General features: G+C 36.7%; 11 protein-coding genes. 7 read left to right on the forward strand and 4 right to left on the reverse strand.

From position 1 onward, the window contains the following. Window positions 1-26: 26 nt before the first annotated feature. Both INR75_RS15945 and INR75_RS15950 read right to left on the reverse strand, forming a co-directional pair. The gene (locus INR75_RS15945) at window positions 27-2,153 is read right to left on the reverse strand and encodes a Tex family protein (RefSeq protein ID WP_255584573.1); all 2,127 of its coding nucleotides are present in this window, start codon (window positions 2,151-2,153) and stop codon (window positions 27-29) included. Window positions 2,154-2,314: 161 nt separating this feature from the next. Next, window positions 2,315-3,283 (reverse strand): App1 family protein, encoded by a 969-nt coding sequence (locus INR75_RS15950; RefSeq protein ID WP_223089567.1) that lies wholly within the window; start codon window positions 3,281-3,283, stop codon window positions 2,315-2,317. A gap of 68 nt (window positions 3,284-3,351) precedes the next feature. Here INR75_RS15950 and INR75_RS15955 point away from each other — a divergent pair, with 68 nt between their 5' ends. From INR75_RS15955 to INR75_RS15985, 7 genes are all read left to right on the forward strand, one after another. Further along, on the forward strand, window positions 3,352-4,227 hold the full coding sequence (locus INR75_RS15955; RefSeq protein WP_223089568.1) for a diacylglycerol kinase family protein: 876 nt from the start codon (window positions 3,352-3,354) through the stop codon (window positions 4,225-4,227). Window positions 4,228-4,515: 288 nt separating this feature from the next. Then, window positions 4,516-7,599 carry a TonB-dependent receptor gene (locus INR75_RS15960; protein ID WP_092541321.1) on the forward strand — a complete coding sequence of 1,028 codons (3,084 nt, stop codon included), beginning with the start codon at window positions 4,516-4,518 and terminating at the stop codon, window positions 7,597-7,599. Between the two features lie 9 nt (window positions 7,600-7,608). Next, window positions 7,609-9,150, forward strand: coding sequence for a RagB/SusD family nutrient uptake outer membrane protein (locus INR75_RS15965; protein WP_092541323.1), 1,542 nt, complete (start codon window positions 7,609-7,611; stop codon window positions 9,148-9,150). A 110-nt stretch (window positions 9,151-9,260) separates the two neighbouring features. Beyond that, window positions 9,261-12,605 carry a VCBS repeat-containing protein gene (locus INR75_RS15970; protein WP_223089569.1) on the forward strand — a complete coding sequence of 1,115 codons (3,345 nt, stop codon included), beginning with the start codon at window positions 9,261-9,263 and terminating at the stop codon, window positions 12,603-12,605. Next, window positions 12,605-15,871, forward strand: coding sequence for a VCBS repeat-containing protein (locus INR75_RS15975; protein ID WP_223089570.1), 3,267 nt, complete (start codon window positions 12,605-12,607; stop codon window positions 15,869-15,871). Before INR75_RS15970 ends, INR75_RS15975 begins: the two co-directional genes overlap by 1 nt. A 2-nt stretch (window positions 15,872-15,873) precedes the next feature. Next, the gene (locus tag INR75_RS15980; RefSeq protein WP_223089571.1) at window positions 15,874-17,214 is read left to right on the forward strand and encodes a vanadium-dependent haloperoxidase; all 1,341 of its coding nucleotides are present in this window, start codon (window positions 15,874-15,876) and stop codon (window positions 17,212-17,214) included. A gap of 3 nt (window positions 17,215-17,217) precedes the next feature. Further along, the gene (locus INR75_RS15985) at window positions 17,218-18,111 is read left to right on the forward strand and encodes a hypothetical protein (RefSeq protein ID WP_223089572.1); all 894 of its coding nucleotides are present in this window, start codon (window positions 17,218-17,220) and stop codon (window positions 18,109-18,111) included. Between the two features lie 270 nt (window positions 18,112-18,381). Here the strand turns inward: INR75_RS15985 and INR75_RS15990 are convergent, their stop codons facing one another. Continuing rightward, on the reverse strand, window positions 18,382-19,035 hold the full coding sequence (locus INR75_RS15990; protein ID WP_092541333.1) for a gluconate 2-dehydrogenase subunit 3 family protein: 654 nt from the start codon (window positions 19,033-19,035) through the stop codon (window positions 18,382-18,384). A 9-nt stretch (window positions 19,036-19,044) separates the two neighbouring features. Next, window positions 19,045-20,751 carry a GMC oxidoreductase gene (locus INR75_RS15995; protein ID WP_223089573.1) on the reverse strand — a complete coding sequence of 569 codons (1,707 nt, stop codon included), beginning with the start codon at window positions 20,749-20,751 and terminating at the stop codon, window positions 19,045-19,047. Window positions 20,752-20,827: the final 76 nt, after the last annotated feature.

Here is a 20,827-nt window from a genome sequence, read left to right on the forward strand (position 1 = left end):
CCCTGCAATTTGCAGGGATTTTTATTTTAATCTACCATAGAAAGCTGAATTCTTTTTCGGTCCAAATCTACGTCTAAGACGGTAACTTCTACTTCCTGATTTAATCGTACAATTTGCGTCACATCACTAACATAAGTATTGGATAGTTTCGAGATATGTACCAAGCCGCTTTGTTTTAAACCAATATCTACAAAACAACCAAAATTGGTAATGTTATTAACCAATCCCGGTAATTTCATTCCCTTCTTAAGATCGGTAATTTCACGTATATTTTCATCAAAAGAAAATATGCTAATTTTCTCTCTAGGATCTACGCCCGGCTTTTCCAATTCTGCCAAAATATCTTTTAAAGTCGGCAATCCCGTATTTTCAGTGATATAATTCTCTAATTTTAATTCCTGAAGTTTCTTTTTATTTCCTACCAATGCTGAAATTTCCACAGAAAGATCTTTCGCCATTTTTTCAACGATCTTATAACTTTCTGGGTGCACGGCAGAATTATCCAAAGGATTCTTAGCATTTCTAATTCTTAAAAATCCAGCCGACTGTTCAAAGGCTTTGGCTCCTAAACGCGGTACTTTAAGTAACTCTTTTCTAGATTGAAAAGCACCATTTTCAGTACGTAATTTTATAATATTTTCAGCTAAAGAAGGGCCTAAGCCACTCACGTAAGAGAGTAGTTCTTTACTTGCTGTATTCAGGTTGATCCCTATTTTATTTACAGTGCTCATTACCGTAGTATCCAAACGCTGTTTTAATAGAATTTGATCTACTTCGTGCTGGTACTGCCCTACTCCAATAGATTTTGGATCTATTTTTACCAATTCTGCCAAAGGATCACTTAATCGTCTACCAATAGAAACAGCACCACGTACCGTAATATCGTAATTAGGAAACTCGTCTCTAGCCACTTTTGAAGCTGAATATACTGAAGCTCCCGCTTCGTTTACGACATAAACTTCCAGATCACGATCAAACGGAATCGATTTTACAAACTGCTCGGTTTCCCGGCTTGCCGTACCGTTTCCTATAGAAATCGCTTCAATTTTATGAGCATTTACCAGCGATTTTATTTTCTTCGCAGCAAGACTACGTTCTTTTTGTGGAGGATGCGGATAGATATTTTCGTTATGCTCTAACTTTCCGTTTTCATCTAAGCAAACTACTTTACAACCCGATTTAAAACCTGGATCGATCGCTAAAATTCGTTTTTCACCCAAAGGTGGCGCCATTAGCAACTGCTCTAAATTCAGCGAAAAAACTTTTATCGCTTCCTCATCTGCTTTTAGCTTGGTTTCATTTAAAAATTCAGTAAAGAAAGATGGTTTTAACAATCTGGAATACGCATCACTCGCTGCTTCTTCAATTAAATCTGCCGAAGCCGATTGTCGATTTTTGATAATTGCATCGGTAATTATTTTTAAGGCTTCCGCTTTGTCGACTTCGATCTTCAATTTTAAAATCCCTTCTTTATCTCCGCGGTAGATGGCTAAAAATCGATGCGACGGAATTCTTTTTAGAGGCTCGTCCCAATCAAAATATTGCTGAAATTTTTGCGCTTCTTCTTCAGCAGATTTTGCTTTTACAACTTTAGAAGAAATCTCAGCTCGTCTTGAATATAATTGCCTGATTCGTTTTCTTACAAATTGATTTTCGTTAATCCATTCAGCAATTATATGTTTTGCTCCTTCCAGCGCTTCATCTTCAGAATTAACCGCATTTTTAACGAATTTCGATGCTGCTGAATAAATATCTGGCGAGTTTTGCGCCATGATCATTTTCGCCAAAGGTTCTAAACCATTTTCTCTGGCTGTATCGGCTTTGGTTTTGCGTTTTTTCTTAAATGGAAGGTATAGATCTTCAAGAATTGTAAGATTTTCAGCATTTTCTATCTTCGATTTTAACTGATCGGAAAGCGCATCCTGATTTTCAATAGCTTCAAGAATAGATTGCTTTCTTTTTTCAAGATTGTTGAAATATTGAAGCTCTTCTGATATTTGCTGAATTTGGGTTTCATCTAAATTACCGGTTTGCTCCTTTCGGTAACGCGCAATAAAGGGCACCGTGGCATCTTCTTGAAGTAATTTGATGGTATTTTGAACACTTTTAGCCGGTAGGCCAAGCTTTTTGATTACAAATTGATCTAAATTCACAATAAAAATTTTAGCGGAATGCGAAGATAGGATTCCGCTTCTAAAAAAGTGATCTAAAAATCAAGAATATCAACAATTACCTTGGTCTAAATTTTTGAATTTATCTAGGTAAGACTAACAAAACCTGAAAAAAATATATTCAAAAAACCACCAATTTCAGCCTAAATAATTTCCATTTTTTTAGAATGTGCTATCGCCTGCTCGCTGTCTTTAAAATAGCAGGTGCCAACATTCAAACTTTCGATATTATTTAAAACTTCTGTGATCTCTTCTCTTTGTTCTTTCCCGGTTTGTCGAATATAGATCGATTTTACATTTTCTGGATAAGTCTTACAAATACGCTCGTAAATATGCACGTCCTGTTGCGAATCGTCTCCAAGTAAAACATACTCTAAATTTGGATAAAATGAAATAATGTCCTTTACCTTCTGAAATTTATGATCGTGACTTCCCCTACCCGTCTTTACGAAATCTGAAATTCCGGTTTTTATTTTCTTCAGTTTGATAACCGCTTTAGGTAGATCGTGCATTTCGGCAAATTCAACAATAAAATCGTATAAATTCCATTCGCTACTAGATACATAAAAGAAAGAATTTGAAGCTTGTTCACTGTCCTGCCCTGCTTTACTTAAAGCTTTGTAATGGTCTACAACATCTTCGAAGATCTTACGGCGATTTACATTTTTAGAAAGCATCACATAAAGCTTTTTAAAAAAACTGTTGCTGTGCGAGATCAAAAATGTATCATCGATATCTGAAATGATCCCAAGCTGACTATCATAAGGTTTTAATAGTTCTCCTTTTTCGATGATCCCAAAGTTATCTTCCATTTTGGCAACCACTTCATATTCGTGCCAACCACTTTCTAATTCTTCTTCAAAAGGAACCGTAAACCTAAAGTAGCCATCTTCCATGGTTTTTGTCTTCCACTCTTTGCCTTTAAAACAAAGCTGAAGCTCATAATTGGATAAAGGTTTGATTCTGAATTTATGGATTATGGCAGAAGTATGTTTTATGCCTTTGCGATCTAAGCGATATTTATCTGGCGCCCAACTTTTAAAAAGATGACCAAAAACTACTAATTCCTGATCATTTACATAGCCGCGATAAAGTTTTAAGTCAAGTTTCAAATTTTTTAATTTTTTATAAAGAATAGGCTAGCTCCAAATTAGTTAATTTTAATCGCAATTATATCGATATGGCAGACTTTAGGAATATTTTAATGGTCGTGAACCCAATTTCAGGAGGAGAAGAAAAAGACGACCTAATTACAGAAGTACAACGCGCAGTAGAGCAACAAAACTGCAGGTTTCAACTCTTTAAAACAACCGGAGAAAACGACATCCAAAAAATAAAGGATGAAATCGACCAATTTGAGCCAGACCGTGTACTCGTAGTTGGTGGTGATGGTACGGTAAAGATTGTTGCTGAAGCTTTATTCCATAAAGATTTGCCTATTGCTATTTTTCCGGCAGGATCGGCAAATGGCTTAGCGCTTAACCTTGGTATTCCTGATAATAGAGAACAACAGATCGAAATTGCTTTAAGTGATAATTTCACCGATCTGGATGTTTTACAGGTAAACGACGAGCTATGTCTACATTTAAGTGATATTGGTTTAAATGCTGAGTTGATTAGAAACTACGAATCGTCTTCTGTTCGTGGCAAGTTTGGATATTTAATGCAATCTATTCCTACGTTGATAAAAAGCAAATATCCTTATGAATATGAGGTAGAAATAGATGGAGAGATTTATAATCACAAAGGCATTATGCTTGCCATTGCCAACTGCAAGAAATATGGTACCGGCGCTAATATTAATCCTGAAGGAAAACACGACGACGGAAAGTTTGAAATCATCATCTTTAAAAACATCGATATTACAGAGATTTTGGGCACCTTACGAGAAGATGTAAAATTTGATCCAAACTTTGCTGAAACCATTTCTACCAAAGAGGCTAAGATTCGATGTAAAAAGCCTATCGCCTTCCAAATTGACGGAGAATTTATAGAAAATACGCAGAAAATTGAAGTCAAAATTGCCGAAAAAAGCCTGAAAATAGCCGTAAAATAAGATTTGTTAGATTTTTTTTTTCAGAGTTTTCAACAATTCTACTCATAAACGTTGGAAATACGCTTATTTTCTGTTAAAATCTGCTGAAACCGCACCAGTATTGAGATGCTTCAAATAAGTGTCAAAAACACACAATTATCATATTGTAAAAATTAAGCATTGAATTTTATTTTTTCCTTAAACGATAACCTTTTCAATTTCATAATTATTGATTTTTAGTGTGAATTTTTATTAAATTTACACCTGGAAATTATAAGGTTTAGTTAATCAAACTGTAAAATTATTTTTATGAAACAAGGATTATTAAGGATCAGTTTGTTTCTGCTTGCCGTTTTAAGTTTTTCATTTGCAAAAGCGCAAACGGTTTCGGGAACAGTAACAGATGGCTCAATGCCTATTCCAGGGGTTAACATTCTGGTAAAAGGTACTTCAAATGGTACCACAACAGATTTTGACGGTAACTTTACGCTAAACGATGTTGCAAATGACGCAGTACTCGTTTTTAGCTTTGTTGGTTTTTCACAACAAGAGGTACCGGTTAATGGACGTTCTACTATTAACGTCACACTATCTGAAGATGCAGCTGCATTAAGCGAAGTAGTTGTAATTGGTTATGGATCTACTACAGTAAAAGATGCGACCGGTGCGGTAGCAACTGTTTCTGCTGAAGATTTTAACCAGGGAGTTATTTCTTCTCCTGAAGAATTGATTCAGGGTAAAACTGCAGGTTTACAAATTACTACAACTAGTGGTGAGCCAGGAGGCGGTGTAAACATTAGGATTCGTGGTACATCTTCTGTAAGAGGTGGTAACAACCCATTATTTGTTGTAGATGGTGTTCCATTAGCAGGAAACGAGGTTTCTTCTGGTGGAGACGATGTTGGATTTGGATCAAGTTCAGCAAAAAACCCACTTAACTTCTTAAACCCTGCAGATATCGAAAGTATGAGTGTTTTAAAAGATGCTTCTGCAACTGCGATTTATGGGTCTCGTGGTGCGAACGGTGTAGTAATTATTACTACAAAATCTGGTAGAGGTAGCAAAGGTAGACTGGATTATGGTACTACTTTAAGTTTAGCTTCTCCAGCAAATGAATACGATCTACTAGATAGAGATGAATATTTATCTGCAGTAGAAGAATTAGGTGGAGATCTTGCTGTTTTGGATCAAGGCGGTAACACAGACTTTCAGGATGAGATCACAAGAACTGCGTTCTCACAGATTCACAATCTCTCTTATGCAGATTCTTACAATACTGGTAACTATAGAGCTTCTTTAAGTTATGCAGATCAGGAAGGTATTGTAGAAAACTCTGCTTTAGAGCGTCTTTCTGGAAGATTCAATATTACTCAGCGTTTATTCAATGATAAATTAAAACTGAATTTACAGTCTACTTTATCTAGAGTAAATGATACTAGAGCGCCAATATCTAATAATGCAGGTTTCCAGGGAGATCTTTTAGGATCTGCTTATCAGGCAAACCCAACTTTCCCTGCAGATCCAGATTTTCAGCCACTGGGAAGTATTATCAATCCTTTGGCACTATTAAAATTTACTTCAGATCAATCTGAAACAGATCGTGTTCTTTTAAATTTCTCTGCAGATTATGAGATCTTTGAAGGATTAGACGCTAAATTAAATTTAGGATACGACACTTCTGAATCTAATAGAGAAGCTGCAATTTCTGGAGGATTAACAGGAATCCAATCTGGTGTACCAGGAAATGGTCGTGGAAATTTAAACCAGGTAGAATCTATCAACCGTTTAATGGAATTCACACTGAATTATCAAAAAATGTTCGAAAACTCGAAGTTTGAAGCATTGGTTGGTTATTCTTTCCAGGATTTTGAAAGAAAAGGATACAATGTTAGCGGTTTTGGATTCCAGAGCGAAGATTTAGGAGCTATGACTAGTAGCTTAAGTGCTGCAAATAACATTTTAAGAAATAATATTTCAGGTTCTTATCAGCAATATGGTTACGATCCTAACGGTTTCTTTGTAACCAGATTATTCCCAAATATTGCAACAGAAGATTTAACTTCTCCATCTGGAATTGGGCCAACTTCTGTAGCTTACGATAGTTTTAACACTACAGATGAATTACAGTCTTATTTTGCTCGTGTAAATTATGAGCTTGCAGGAAAATACTTATTCACTGCAACAGTAAGAGCTGATGGTTCTACAAGATTTGGAGGAAACAATAAATATGGGGTATTCCCTTCTGGAGCTTTTGCATGGCAATTAGCAGAAGAAGATTTTATTCCAGAAACTTTCTCTACTCTTAAACTTAGATTAGGTTATGGTATTACGGGTAACCAGGAAATTCCTTACAACCAGTACACGGTTAGAGAGCGATATGCAGGATTCGGAATTCAGGATAACGGAAATATTAACCGTCCTGGTGTGACTCAGGTTTCTTTTGCAAACCCAGATTTACAGTGGGAAGAAACAAGCCAAACCAATCTTGGTTTAGACTTTGGATTTATGCAGGATAGATTAAGCGGATCTTTAGATTTCTACTATAAGAATACAACAGATCTTCTTATTCAGGTATTCTCTGCACAACCTTCACCACAGCCTTTCGTGTATCAAAACTTAGATGCGCATGTAATTAACAAGGGGGTTGAATTTGCTATCGACTACAACATTGTAGATAACGATGATTGGTTCTGGAACTTTGGGTTCAACATTGCTTATAATGATAACATGGTTGAAGATTATGCCGGGCAAAACAGAACTGGTGAAATTAATGGACAGGGACTTACTGGTGCATTTGCTCAGTTACTTGCTGGTGGACAGCCATTATTTTCTTACTACTTAAGAGAGTTTGGTGGATTTGATGAAACAGGGCAAAGTATCTATCCTGCCGGTGATGTACAAAGCTTTATAGGTAAGAGTGCACTTCCAACAACCAATGTTGGTATCTCTACAAGAGCAGAGTATAAAAACTGGGATCTATCTATCTTCATGGCAGGACAGTATGGTCACTATATCTATAATAATACTGAAAACGCATTCTTTACTAAGGGTGCTCTAAATAATGGTCGTAATGTGACACGTAATGTAGTTGATAACGGTGAAGCTGCTTCTAATGCTCCAGATGTATCTACAAGATTCCTGGAAAAAGGAGATTTCTTAAGAATGCAAAATGCAACTTTAGGATACAACTTCGATCTTAACGAAGGTAGCATGTTCAACACCTTGAGATTATACCTAAACGGGCAGAATTTATTTGTAATTACAGATTATTCTGGTTTAGATCCTGAGGTTGATACCAACAAAGCTTTAAATGGAATTCCATCTGCAGGTATCGATTATACTGCTTATCCTAAGCCAAGAACATTCACTTTTGGGTTGAACGTATCATTTTAAAAAATTATTATGAAAAATAGATTTATAAAACTTTCAATACTCTTAGGAGCGCTGGGTTCTTTCACAGCGTGTACAGACCTGGAGCTAGAAGATACAGATTCTGTATCGCGTGTGCAGACTACTGGAGACTTTACAGGTGTTTCTGATGTTGCTGGATCTTTAAGTAACGCCTACAACAGCCTTAGAGGAAATGTAGAAACTCACGAAAATTTATACGGACTTAATGAAGGTACTTCAGACGAGCTTTTAATCCCTACTAGAGGTACAGACTGGGGTGATAACGGAGTTTGGAGAACCTTACACCAGCATACCTGGGATGCAAACCACAATTTTGTTTTAAATACGTGGAATGCATTTAACTCGGCTATCTTTAACTTGACCGAGATCATTGCGCCAGAGAGTAATGCCAGCGCACAGCAAGTGGCTGAAGCAAAGTTCTTAAGAGCCTTCCATATGTTTTGGGTAATGGATCTTTACGGGCAGGTTCCTTTTAGAGAAGTTGACGAAGGACCAGATGTAAATCCTAGAGTAATGACAAGAAGTGAAGCTTTTGAATTTGTTATGCAGGATCTTAACGATGCGATGGCAAATTTACCAAGCATAGGACCTGGTGATGGTACAGTACAGGCTTCTAAAGCTGCTGCTCATTATCTATTAGCGAAATTATACCTTAACAAGCATATTTATTTAGGAACAGGATCTGCTGCGGCTGCAGATATGACTGCGGTTGTAGATCATGTTGATGCGATTATGGGTGAAGGTTTTCAGCTTCAGGAAGGTTTCTTCGAAATTTTTGAGCCTTCAGATGATACAGAGACTATTCTTTACACAACTTCTAGTGCTGGGAATAGAATGTGGTCTACCCTACACTACGCACAGGGAACAGACGATAACGCAGCTGGTGGATGGAATGGTTTCTCTACTTTAGCTGAATTCTATGACCTTTTCGAAGGAGATCCAAATGTAAATACACCAGGATCTGGACAAGAAGAAAGACGTGGTTATGTACCTCTTGATGGTAATTCAAGCGGAACATATATCGGTAAAGGTTTCCTTATAAATCAGCAATATGGTGCAGATGGTTCTCAATTAACCGATAGAGCTGGTAATCCACTGGTATTTACAAGAGATTTCCCAGGACTTTTGGGTAACAACGAAAGAAACGGAATTCGTGTACTTAAGTATCATCCATCAAACGGAGCTTATACCGGTCATGTTGTAGTGTTTAGATTTGCAGATGCTTATTTAATGAAAGCTGAAGCTATTATGAGAGGTGGTTCTAGTTCTGAAGATGCTTTAACTATGGTTAACGACCTACGTGAACTTAGAGAAGCTAGTCCTTTATCTTCTTTATCTGAACAAGATATGCTAGACGAACGTGGACGTGAATTATACACTGAGTACTGGAGAAGACAAGACCAAATTAGATTTGGAACCTTTACTTCTACCTGGGAATTCAAAGATAATACAGAAGAATTTAGAGTACTATTCCCAATTCCTTCTGTGGCTCTAACTTCAAATCCGAATTTGACGCAGAATCCGGGATATTAGGATTAGTCATGCTTTTTAAGAGACTTAAGAGGCGGCCTTCCGTCACTTAGGTCTCTTTTCTTTTAATTATTTTTCTTTACTTGAAGGTTTTTTAATCAGCGTACCCCACTATGAACAAATTATCATCACTTTCAAACTTTATAAAGGTACTTGGGTTAGTATTATTCTTTCCTTTACTAAACTCCTGTAACGAGACTTCAGAAAATCAAAAACAAGAACCAAAGGATGTTCTTTTTACTCAAATGTCTGCAGATTCAACTGGTATCTCTTTCATCAATCACGTAAAAAACGAAAAAGAATTTAATATTTTTAGGTATCGAAATTTCTATAACGGTGCCGGTGTTGGTATTGGCGATATCAATAACGATGGTCTTCCCGATGTGTATCTTACTTCAAACATGGGAAAAAACAAGCTTTATCTTAATCAGGGAGACTTTAAATTTAAAGACATATCCAAATCTTCAGGAACTCAGGGAGACAGATCCTGGTCTACCGGGGTTACTATGGTAGACATTAACAACGATGGTTTATTGGATATTTATGTTTCAAATGCAGGAAATATAGAAGGTGACGATCGTCGCAACGAACTTTTTATCAATAATGGCGATCTAACATTTACCGAGGCTGCTTCAGAATACAATTTAGATGAAGATGGTTTTACAACCCACGCTGCATTTTTTGACTACGATCTTGATGGCGATTTAGACGTCTACATCCTAAATAACAGTTTTATCCCGGTTTCGAGTTTAGGCTATAATAACAAAAGAGAATTACGCGGTAAAGATTGGGATTTACCTGATGTTTTTAAAGGTGGTGGCGATAAACTCTTACGAAACGACGATGGTAAATTTACCGATGTTAGTGAAGAAGCTGGTATTTTTGGTAGCCTTATTGGCTTTGGTCTTGGTGTTACCCTTGGTGATGTAAACAATGATATGTTGCCCGATATTTACGTTTCGAACGACTTTTACGAGCGTGATTATTTATACATTAATAATGGTGATGGAACTTTTAGTGAAGACATCAAAAATCAAGTGGCGCACCTTAGTATGTCTTCTATGGGAGCCGATATGGCCGATATTAATAACGATGGTTTACCAGAAATCTTCGTAACCGATATGCTTCCAGAAAGTGATGAACGTTTAAAAAACACCAGTGAATTTGAGCGTTATGATCTGCATAAATTAAAGGAAGATCGCGATTTCTTTCACCAGTACATGCAAAATAGTCTTCAGCTAAACAATGGAAACAATAGCTTTTCTGAAATTGCTTTTTATAGCGGTGTAGCACAAACAGATTGGAGCTGGGGCGCACTAATTTTCGATATGGATAACGATGGTTTTAAAGATATTTATGTAAGCAACGGCATCTATCACGATCTTACCAACCAGGATTTTATGGACTTCTTTGCTAACGATATTCTTCAGGATATGGTGATTACGGGGCAAAAGAAAGAATTCGATTCTATATTGAACGAAATGCCCAGCACTCCTATTCCTAATTATGCGTTTAAAAATAATACCGACCTAAGCTTTTCTGATGCTACTGAAGATTGGGGATTTGATACGCCAAGTTTTTCCAATGGTTCAGCTTATGGCGATCTGGATAATGACGGTGATTTAGATCTTATCGTAAACAATGTAAATATGGAATTATTTGTTTACCGTAACGCAACCAATAGAAAACGAGATCATAATTATACGAAGGTTCAGCTTAAAGGGAACGGTAAAAACACCTTCGCCATTGGCAGTAAAGTAACGGTTTATACTGAAGATCATCAATTAACACAACAGCTTATTCCTACTCGTGGTTTTCAGTCTTCCGCAGATTATAACTTAACTTTTGGCTTGGGAACAACTAAAAAAATTGATTCCATTCGTGTAATCTGGCCAAATAAAACCGCTTCTTTAAAAACCAATATTGGCATTAATAAGCTTGTAGTTTTCAACCAGGAGGAAGCTGAAGAATTTAACTTCCCAGAGCTTAAATCCAGCCAATATTTTAAGGAAATCGATACCGATTTTACCGCGCATAAAGAAGATAACTATATAGATTACGATTATGAAGGCTTGATAAATAAGATGCTTTCTCGGGAAGGTCCTGCAATCGCAGTTGGTGACATAAATAACGACGGAAATGATGATTTTTACGTGGCCGGAGCAAGAAACCAGTCTGGCGTAGTTTATATTCAGCAATCTAACGGGAAATTTTCACAACGCATTTTAGACGAAACTGAAGAATCCAAGGTTTTTGAAGAAACCGGCGCGATTTTTACCGATATTAATAATGACAATTTTAAAGATCTAATCTTAATTTCTGGCGGAAATAATATTTATGCTGAAAAAGAGCAATATGAAACCAGAATTTATTTAAATTACGGAACAGGAAATTTCAGCAAAATGGATGCTGCTTTACCAATAAACGATCAAAATGCAGCTGTTATTGCGGCAAATGATTTCGATAAAGATGGAAAAACCGATCTATTTATCGGTTATCGAAGCGTTCCGGGAGTTTATGGTGTAAATCCAACTCATCAATTATTAAGAAATGCTGGAAATGGGAAATTCAACGTTTTAGATACTTCTATTTTAGACGATCTTGGTATGATCACCGATGCAAGTTGGGCAGATATCGACAATGATGGTACGGCAGAACTTATCCTTACCGGCGATTGGATGGCTCCTAACATTTTTAAAATTCAGGATAAAAAATTAAGCCAAAAAACCACTAATCTTAGCGAATATTCTGGAGCGTGGAATAGCATGAAAGTTGCAGATCTTAATAAAGACGGGATTCCAGATTTAATTTTGGGTAATCGTGGCACTAATTCTTTTTATAATGCCAGTAAAGAAGATCCTGTAAAAGTTTACATCAGCGATTTTGATAATAATGGTACAACTGAGCAAATTTTTACCCGCACCATAAACGGAAAAGATGTGCCTATTCATTTACGCAGAGAACTTTCTGGCCAGATTTCTTCAGTAAAAAAACAAAACCTGAAATTCGCTGAATACGCGACAAAATCTATCCATCAGTTATTTTCTAAAGAGGTTTTAGACAAAGCCCTAGTTAAAGAAATTAGCAGTTTTAAAAGCATTATCGCGATAAATAAAGGTGATGGAAATTTTGAAATTCAGGAAATGCCGGCGCAGGCACAATTTAGTTCTATTCATGCTATAGAAACCATGGATATTAATTATGATGGCAATCTGGATATTATAATTGCAGGAAATGATTACGATCTAAAACCTCAATTTTCAAGATTAGATGCAAATTATGGTCTTGTATTAATCAACGACGGCAATGGTAATTTTAAAGCTGAAACTTCAGAAAAAACAGGCTTATTCTTTAAAGGTCAGGTTCGTGACTTAAAAATAATTCAGAATAAAAAAGGCGAAAAATGTCTATTAGTGGGAATTAACGACGAGAAACCGCAATTGTACAAACTTCAGTAATGAAAAAGATTTGCTACATATTCATTTTTGCTGTTTTAGCGGCCTGTTCTAAGAACGAAAAAGAAGTTCAGGAACCTGCCACTCCTCCCCTTTTTAAAGAATTAGATGCTAAAATCACCAATATTGATTTCAGCAACAACTTAACAGAAACCGATAGTCTAAATATTTTAGATTACCTGTATTATTATAATGGTGGCGGCGTGGCGATTGGGGATATCAATAACGATAGCTTACCCGATATTTTTCTTACAGGAAACCAGGTTCCAAATAAATTATTTCTGAATAAAGGAAATCTGCAATTTGAAGATATTACTAAAACCGCCGGAGTTGCGGGGAATTCAGATTGGAATACAGGAACCGCGATTATCGATATTAATGGCGACGGACTTTTAGATATTTATGTTTGCGCCGTTGTGGGCATTAATGGATTAAAAGGAAAAAATGAGCTTTTTATCAATAATGGCGACGGAACTTTTACCGAAAAAGCGGCTGATTTTGGTTTAGATTTTCAGAATTATAGTACCAATGTTGCTTTTTTTGATTATGATAACGACGGCGATCTCGACATGTATTTACTAAATCATGCCGTGCATACCGTAAACACCTACGGTCCCGCTGAAATTAGAGAAAAAAGAAGCGAAAAGAGTGGCGATAAACTGTTAAGAAACGATGGCAGTCACTTTACCGAGGTTAGTGAAGAAGTCGGAATTTACGGTGGCCCGAACGGATACGGACTTGGCATTGCTACAGCCGATTTTAATAATGATGGTTTTACTGATATTTATATTAGTAACGACTTTCACGAAGACGATTTTTATTACCTGAACAATGGTGACGGCACGTTTACTGAAAGCCTAAAATTTAAATTTGGGCATACCAGCAGGTTCTCGATGGGAAGCGATGCAGCCGATGTAAATAACGACGGTTTTTTGGATATTCTCACTTTAGATATGCTTCCAGATGATGAAAAAGTGATCAAAGCGAGCATGGGCGACGACTCGCCAGATATTCATAAAATGAAAAGTGAACGCCTGCATTATCACGAGCAGTTTAGTCGAAATATGCTGCAAATAAATCAGGGTGGTGAGTACTTTCAGGATCTGGGATTAATTAGCGGATTGGCCGCAACAGATTGGAGCTGGAGCGCATTGTTTGCAGATTATGATCTGGATGGACAGCAGGATGTTTTTATTTCTACCGGAATTCCAAAACGCCCAAATGACTACGATTATATAAAATATGTCTCGAATAATCAGATTCAGAAAGAACTAAGCCAGGGAAACAAAATCGATAAAAAAGCGATCGAAATGATGCCTTCTGGCGCAGTTGCCAACCGAATTTTCAAAGGAAACGAAAACTTAAATTTTAAGGATCTTTCTGGTGCCTGGATTTCAAAAGATAGCATTATGAGTACCGGTTCTGCTTATGCAGATCTCGATAATGATGGTGATTTGGATATTGTGACCAATAATATCAATGCACCGGCAAGAATTTATGAAAACCGAATTGCTGAAAACAATCAAAATTACCTGAAAATAAAACTGGAATATAAAAATCCGAATATCCAGGCGATTGGTAGTAAAGTGATTGTTTATCAAAATGGTAAACAGCAGGTAAAACAATTATTTACCACACGCGGATTTCAATCGGCTTCTGAAGCAGTTTTACATTTTGGTTTTCAGGATGCTGCAAAAATCGATTCGCTTATGGTTATATGGCCAGATAATTCTATTCAGAAATTATCGAATATCGATTTAGGGCAAACGCTTTACATAAAACCAGCAGAAAATCTTAAAAAAGTAAAATATGCCAATTTGTTTCCGAAGAAAAAAGCCTGGTTTACAAAGGTTGATTCCTTACCCGGTTTAGATTACGAGCACAAGGAAAATCGTTACCAGGATTTTGATCGCCAAAAACTAATTCCGTATCAAATTTCAGATCGTGGTCCTGCGGTGGTGGTAAAAGATATTAATGGCGATGGGAAAGATGATATTTTCTTCGGAAGTGCGAAATTCGCTAATTCTACCATCTATTTTCAAACCAAAAATGGCTTCGAAAAACAAACAATTTCGGCTTTAGAGGAAGATATGCGTTCCGAAGATGTTTCCGCAGTTATTGAAGATTTTGACAATAATGGTGAAAACGATCTGTTGGTAGTCACTGGCGGCGGCGAATATTATGGCGAGAACAAAGCTTTATTGGATCGTTTGTATCTTCAGAAGGAAAACAACTTCAGCAAAACTGATTTCCCGGAATATTTTGAAAACGGAAGTGTAGTAAAAGCAGCCGATTATGATAATGACGGTGATTTAGATTTGTTTATTGGCGGTGCAGCGGTTTCTAACGATTTTGGTAAAATTCCGCAGTCATTTTTATTGAAAAATGAGAATGGAAATTTCAGTATCGATAAAGAAAATGAACTTGGTGAGATAGGAATGATCATCGATGCGATCTGGACAGATTTTAATGATGATGGCCAGATAGATCTTATTGTTGTTGGCGAATGGATGGCGCCAAAATTCTTCGAAAATCAAAAAGGAAAGCTTAAACCATACAAAATTGAAACTGATTTAAAAGGTTTATGGCAAAGTGTCGCTGAATTTGACATCGACGGCGATGGTGATAAAGATTACCTGTTAGGAAATTGGGGATTAAATACAAAACTGAATGCAAACAGGAAAAATCCCCTAAAAATGTATTATCTTGATTTTGATAATAATGGAAGTACAGAAACCATTCTCGCCCAGGAGAAAAACGGCAAATATTATCCCGTAAATGGTTTAGATATGCTGGTAGGACAATTGTCTTATCTGCGCAAAAAATTCCCCAATTATAAAAGTTTTGCTGGAAAAAGCATCGAAGAAATTTTCGAAGAACAGCTGGAAAAAGCTGAAATCTTAGAGGTTGAAACATTAGCTTCAGGATATCTTTTAAATAACAATGGAAACTTCAGTTTTAAAGCTTTTAAAAATCCGTTACAAATTTCGCCAATAACAGCATTTTTAGAGCATGACTTTAATGAAGACGGTAAAACCGAAATGCTAATTGGCGGTAATTATTTTGGAACCATACCATACCACGGCAAATTCGATCAACTCGCCGGCAGTATCCTGCAATCTGTCGACACTTATATCGAAGCCAAAGATCTTGGTATTAATTTTACGCAAAAAGCAGTAATTAGTCTTGATATTTTAAATTTTGAAGATCAGGAATATTTACTGGTAACCTATAACAACCATAAACCACAGGTTTATAAACTTAACTAAGCATGAGAAAAGCTCTAATATTACTTTTAAGTATGGCAATTTTTAGCAGCTGTGCAGATGATAAGAACACTAATGTTGAAGCGATAAACATAAGTGCGGCAGATTATCATGCCTCTTTAGACCAGATCACCAATATCATGGTGCACGATATTTTCTCGCCACCGGTAGCAAGCCGAATTTATTCGTATTCCAATCTTGCTGCTTACGAGATCGTAGCACAGCATAATCCCGAACTCGAATCACTTACAAAAAGGATAAACGCAGATATTTCTATCCCTATATTAGATACAACCAAAGCTATCGATTACAGAATGGCGGCCTTGATCGCGCAGTTGGAAATTGGCAAAACGCTTATTTTTTCTGAAGTTGAAATTACCAATTATAGAGATAGCTTATTTGTGAGCTGGAAAGAAAATAACGAAGAGATCTTTACAAATTCTGAAGCCTACGGAATGCAGGTAGCGGAAGCTTTTAAGAATTGGATTGATAAAGACAATTATAAAGAAACGCGCACGATGCCTAAATTTTCGGTATATACTGAAGATGTTTCGCGCTGGCAACCAACTCCCCCAACCTATATGGATGGGATAGAACCACATTGGATGAAAATTAGACCTTTCACTTTAGATTCGGCTTCACAATTTAAGCCAGAACCTCATCCTGAATTTTCTATGGACGAAGGATCTGATTTTTATAAGGAATTGATGGAGGTTTACGAAGTACGCAACCAAATGGATGAAACCGGAAACAAATCTGAAGAAATGTCTATCGCAAAATTTTGGGATTGTAATCCTTATGTTTCTACCCAACGTGGGCATTTAATGTTTGCAACAAAAAAGATCACTCCTGGTGGTCACTGGATTGGTATTACAAAAATTGCCGGTAAAAGAGCTAATCTCGATTTCGATAAAACCGTTTACGCATATACAGCTACAAGTATGGGAATTGCTGATGCTTTTATTAGCTGTTGGGACGAAAAATACCGTAGTAATCTGGTGCGCCCAGAAACGCTTATCAATAAGTATATCGACGACCAGTGGAAACCGGTATTACAAACACCTCCCTTTCCAGAATACACTAGTGGGCATTCTGTGGTGAGTGGCGCTTCAGCAGAAATATTAACGCAACTATTTGGTGATCAATTTCAGTTTTTAGATGACACTGAAGTCCGTTATGGATTGCCAGAAAGAGAGTATACCTCATTTAGAAATGCAGCGCAAGAAGCGGCTTTAAGCAGACTTTATGGCGGCATCCACTATCGTGCAGCTATCGAAAATGGTTTAGACCAGGGAATCGACCTGGGAAAACATGTAGTTAACACCTTAAATTTAAAAGCACTTTAATCGATGAAGAAATTACTTTTGGGACTATTGATCGTAGGCTTAGTTGGTATTTCTATTTGGTATCTTGCTGTTAAACCCTACGATTATAGCATCGCCTTTACCACCAATACTCCAAGTGGTATTATATATGAGAAAATCCAATATTGGAAATATGATCATTTTAATGATGTTGAAATCCTTGACGAAGAACTCAATAAAAGCGTAACCCACGAGCTCGATTTTAGTGACAAATCCTTGGTTATCGATTGGAATATTTCACCAATAAATGATTCTGTAAATCAAGTAAAAGCAGTAGTAAATCATCCCGAAAACCTTATTTCTAATCGTATTTCTTTATTAACCGGAGAAAGTGAAGAACAAGACAGTCTTAAAGCAGAGCTTGAAATTCTTAGAAAATCGCTTGAAGACGATAAAGGCAATTATAATATCGAAATCCTAGGCGAAGCAAAAGCGCCAAAAACAGATTGCGCTTGTATGAGCTTAAAAGGGCAGCTACAACAAAAAGCCATGCTTATGATGACCAATATTGGTTATTTATCAGACTATGTTTTAGAACATGATCTAGAAATGCCTGCAAAACCACGAATTTTAGTTAAAAGTTGGGATAAAGAAACTAATGAAATAAAATTCGATTTTTGCTTTCCTATCATTAAAAAAGAAGGCCTGCCAGAAACCGACAAAATCAAGTTAAAAACCTTACCATCGTTTAGTGCGATGCACGTTGTATTTAACGGAAATTACCTTTTTACACATTACGGCTGGTATAAATTGCAAGATTACGCGAAAAAGCACGATCTAAATCTCAGTGAACAGGTTTTAGAGGTCTTTAATAATAATCCTGAAATGGGAGGAAATTCTATAGACTGGAAAACTGATATTTATACTTTAGTGAGATAACTATTAAAAAACTCATCCTGAAAACATCGAATTTTGGCTTTTATAGTATTTTCTTTTTCAGGTTTGTAAATCACAAGAGATTCCTTTCTCTAAATTCAGAGATTCATAAAAATCAATTCAAATATTATATAAAAAAAGCTGTCTTCTATAAAAAGACAGCTTTTTTCCGGATAATTAGTAATTTTAAGTCAATTTCTTTGATAAATTAACTCCTCACAATATACTTCAATTTTTGCTTAAAAACCCATAAAAACTGAAGTTATTTGAATTTTAAAGCGACATTGCTTTACCGCCACCAAATTCTTCAACGCTGCCGCAAGGAACATATTCACCCGGAATTGGATCGTACCAAAGGACATTTTCACCAATTTGTTCGCTTGTTTTCCAAGCCCAAATTCCCATATCTCTTACTGTTTCTAAGTAAGCCAGGGCACCAGCATCATGATTCATTAAATCTTCATCATCTGGAGTCTTGTCCTGCGGATCCTGAGTTTCAGTAGTTCGCTTTGGCCTGAAGCTTTCTTTTTCTTCAGGAGTGGCTTTTAAATATTTTGCTATTATTTTATCGTATTCTTCGGCTGTTCCATTACCTGGATCTTTATCAAATTCTTTTTCGAAAGCACTTGCAAAAGCATCAGCAGATTTTTTGAAATCCTCCTGCTGAGATTCTGGTGCTACTTCAGTCATATAAGAATCGATAAATTCAGCTATATTTAATTCGCTTGCACCAGCGGTATCTGTCTTAGGCAGAATAATATCCAGCACTTCTTTCAGAATAAATCCATTAGATGCAGTTAAATATGAAGGCTGCCAGTCGTAAGAAGGTTCGCTTTTACAACTTTGCAATAAGCTTAAAGTACTTGGCCCAACGACCATCACTCCAGCTCCTAATCCTATATTTCTTAAGGCCTGTCTTCTATTCATGATTTTGGTTTATGCGTTAGACGAATTTTTAAAGTTCTTAGAAGCATGATCTGCAGCTCTGGCAGTCATTGCCATATAGGTTAATGATGGGTTTTGACATCCAGAAGACGTCATAAAAGCACCATCTGTAACATATACGTTTTTAACTGAATGAACCTGATTGTTACCATTTAAAACCGAAGTTTTAGGGTCAAGACCCATTCGTGCAGTTCCCATCTCGTGAATTCCAAGACCAGGAGCTCCAAGATTATCGTAAGAAGAAATTTCACGACAACCTGCTTTTTCTAGCATGGCGATCGCCTGTTCTTTCATATCCTTACGCATTTTAAGTTCGTTTTCTTTAAATTCAGCATCAAAAGTTATAGTTGGTAATCCCCACTTATCTAACTTATCATAATTTAAAGTCATTTTATTTTCGTGGTAAGGAAGACATTCTCCAAAAGCTAAAAGTCCCATCGTCCAACCTCCTGGCTTAACGATCGCTTCTTTTAGTTCTTTACCATAACCAAGCTCGGCTACAGCTTCCTGCCAATCTCCACGGCTAGCACCACCCTGGTAACCATAACCTCTAATAAAGTCTAATCCTTCATTATCTGTAAGGTTTCTAAATCTTGGAAGGTAAATTCCGTTTGGTTTTCTTCCTTTATAATAAGAGTCTTCAAATCCGTCAAATTTTCCGGAAGCTCCAACCTGAAAATGGTGATCCATTACGTTATGTCCTAACTCTCCACTGTCATTTCCTAATCCTTCAGGAAATCTATCAGATTTAGATTGCATTAAAATACTTGTAGAAGCCATGGCAGAAGCACAAAGAAAAATTACGTTGGCTTTAAACTCCATTTCTTCTTTAGTTTCAGTATCTATTACTTTTACCCCGGTAGCTTCTTTAGTATCTGGATCGTATAAAACCTCGCTTACAATAGAGTAAGGTCTTAAGGTCATATTGTCCGTTCTACTAGCTGCAGGTAAAGTTGAAGATGGACTACTAAAGTATCCTCCATAAGGACATCCTCTAATACAACGATTTCTAAACTGACAATTAGAGCGTCCTTCAAATTTTTTATCTCCAGTAATATGTGCTACACGACCAGCGGTTAACACCCGTCCATCAAAGCTCTCTGCAATTCTTTCTCTTACATGTTCTTCTACACAATTAAGATCCATTGGTGGTAAAAAGTTACCATCGGGTAATTGTGTAAGCCCTTCTTTACGACCACTTACTCCTATATAAGATTCTACATAATCGTACCAAGGCGCAATATCTTTATATCGAATAGGCCAATCTACTGCAATACCATCTTTCTTATTTGCTGCAAAGTCTAGATCACTTAAACGATAACTATGGCGACCCCACATAATAGAACGTCCACCAACATGGTATCCACGCATCCAATCAAACCTTTTAGTTTCGTTATATGGATGATCTACGTCATCTACGAACCAATGCGCACTGGCTTTATTTGTAGTATAACCTGTACGTGCTTGTTTTTGCAGGCGAGCAGCTTCCTCGCGGGTTTGCTCTCCTTTAAATTTATAATCCCAAGGATCATCATTCATCGTAGGATAGTCTTTCACATGCTCTATCATACGACCTCTTTCTAAAACAAGGGTCTTAAATCCCTTCTCACATAATTCTTTTGCGGCCCAACCTCCGCTAATACCTGTTCCAACCACAATGGCATCATAGGTATCGTTTTCGTAATAACTTTTGCTCACGGTAATGTTATTGGTTAATAATTTGATAATCGAATCTTCTCAAATATATAAATTATTGCGTATAATTTCACATCTT

Origin of the sequence: Zunongwangia sp. SCSIO 43204 (genome assembly GCF_019904275.1) — a bacterium.
Taxonomy (GTDB): Bacteria; Bacteroidota; Bacteroidia; order Flavobacteriales; family Flavobacteriaceae; genus Zunongwangia; species Zunongwangia mangrovi.

Excerpts from the sequence above, each read along its gene's own strand:
- INR75_RS15955 (WP_223089568.1), top strand. The coding sequence starts at position 3,352 with ATGGCAGACTTTAGGAATATTTTAATGGTCGTGAACCCAATTTCAGGA.
- INR75_RS15960 (WP_092541321.1), top strand. The coding sequence starts at position 4,516 with ATGAAACAAGGATTATTAAGGATCAGTTTGTTTCTGCTTGCCGTTTTA.
- INR75_RS15965 (WP_092541323.1), top strand. The coding sequence starts at position 7,609 with ATGAAAAATAGATTTATAAAACTTTCAATACTCTTAGGAGCGCTGGGT.
- INR75_RS15970 (WP_223089569.1), top strand. The coding sequence starts at position 9,261 with ATGAACAAATTATCATCACTTTCAAACTTTATAAAGGTACTTGGGTTA.
- INR75_RS15975 (WP_223089570.1), top strand. The coding sequence starts at position 12,605 with ATGAAAAAGATTTGCTACATATTCATTTTTGCTGTTTTAGCGGCCTGT.
- INR75_RS15980 (WP_223089571.1), top strand. The coding sequence starts at position 15,874 with ATGAGAAAAGCTCTAATATTACTTTTAAGTATGGCAATTTTTAGCAGC.
- INR75_RS15985 (WP_223089572.1), top strand. The coding sequence starts at position 17,218 with ATGAAGAAATTACTTTTGGGACTATTGATCGTAGGCTTAGTTGGTATT.
- INR75_RS15990 (WP_092541333.1), bottom strand. The coding sequence starts at position 19,035 with ATGAATAGAAGACAGGCCTTAAGAAATATAGGATTAGGAGCTGGAGTG.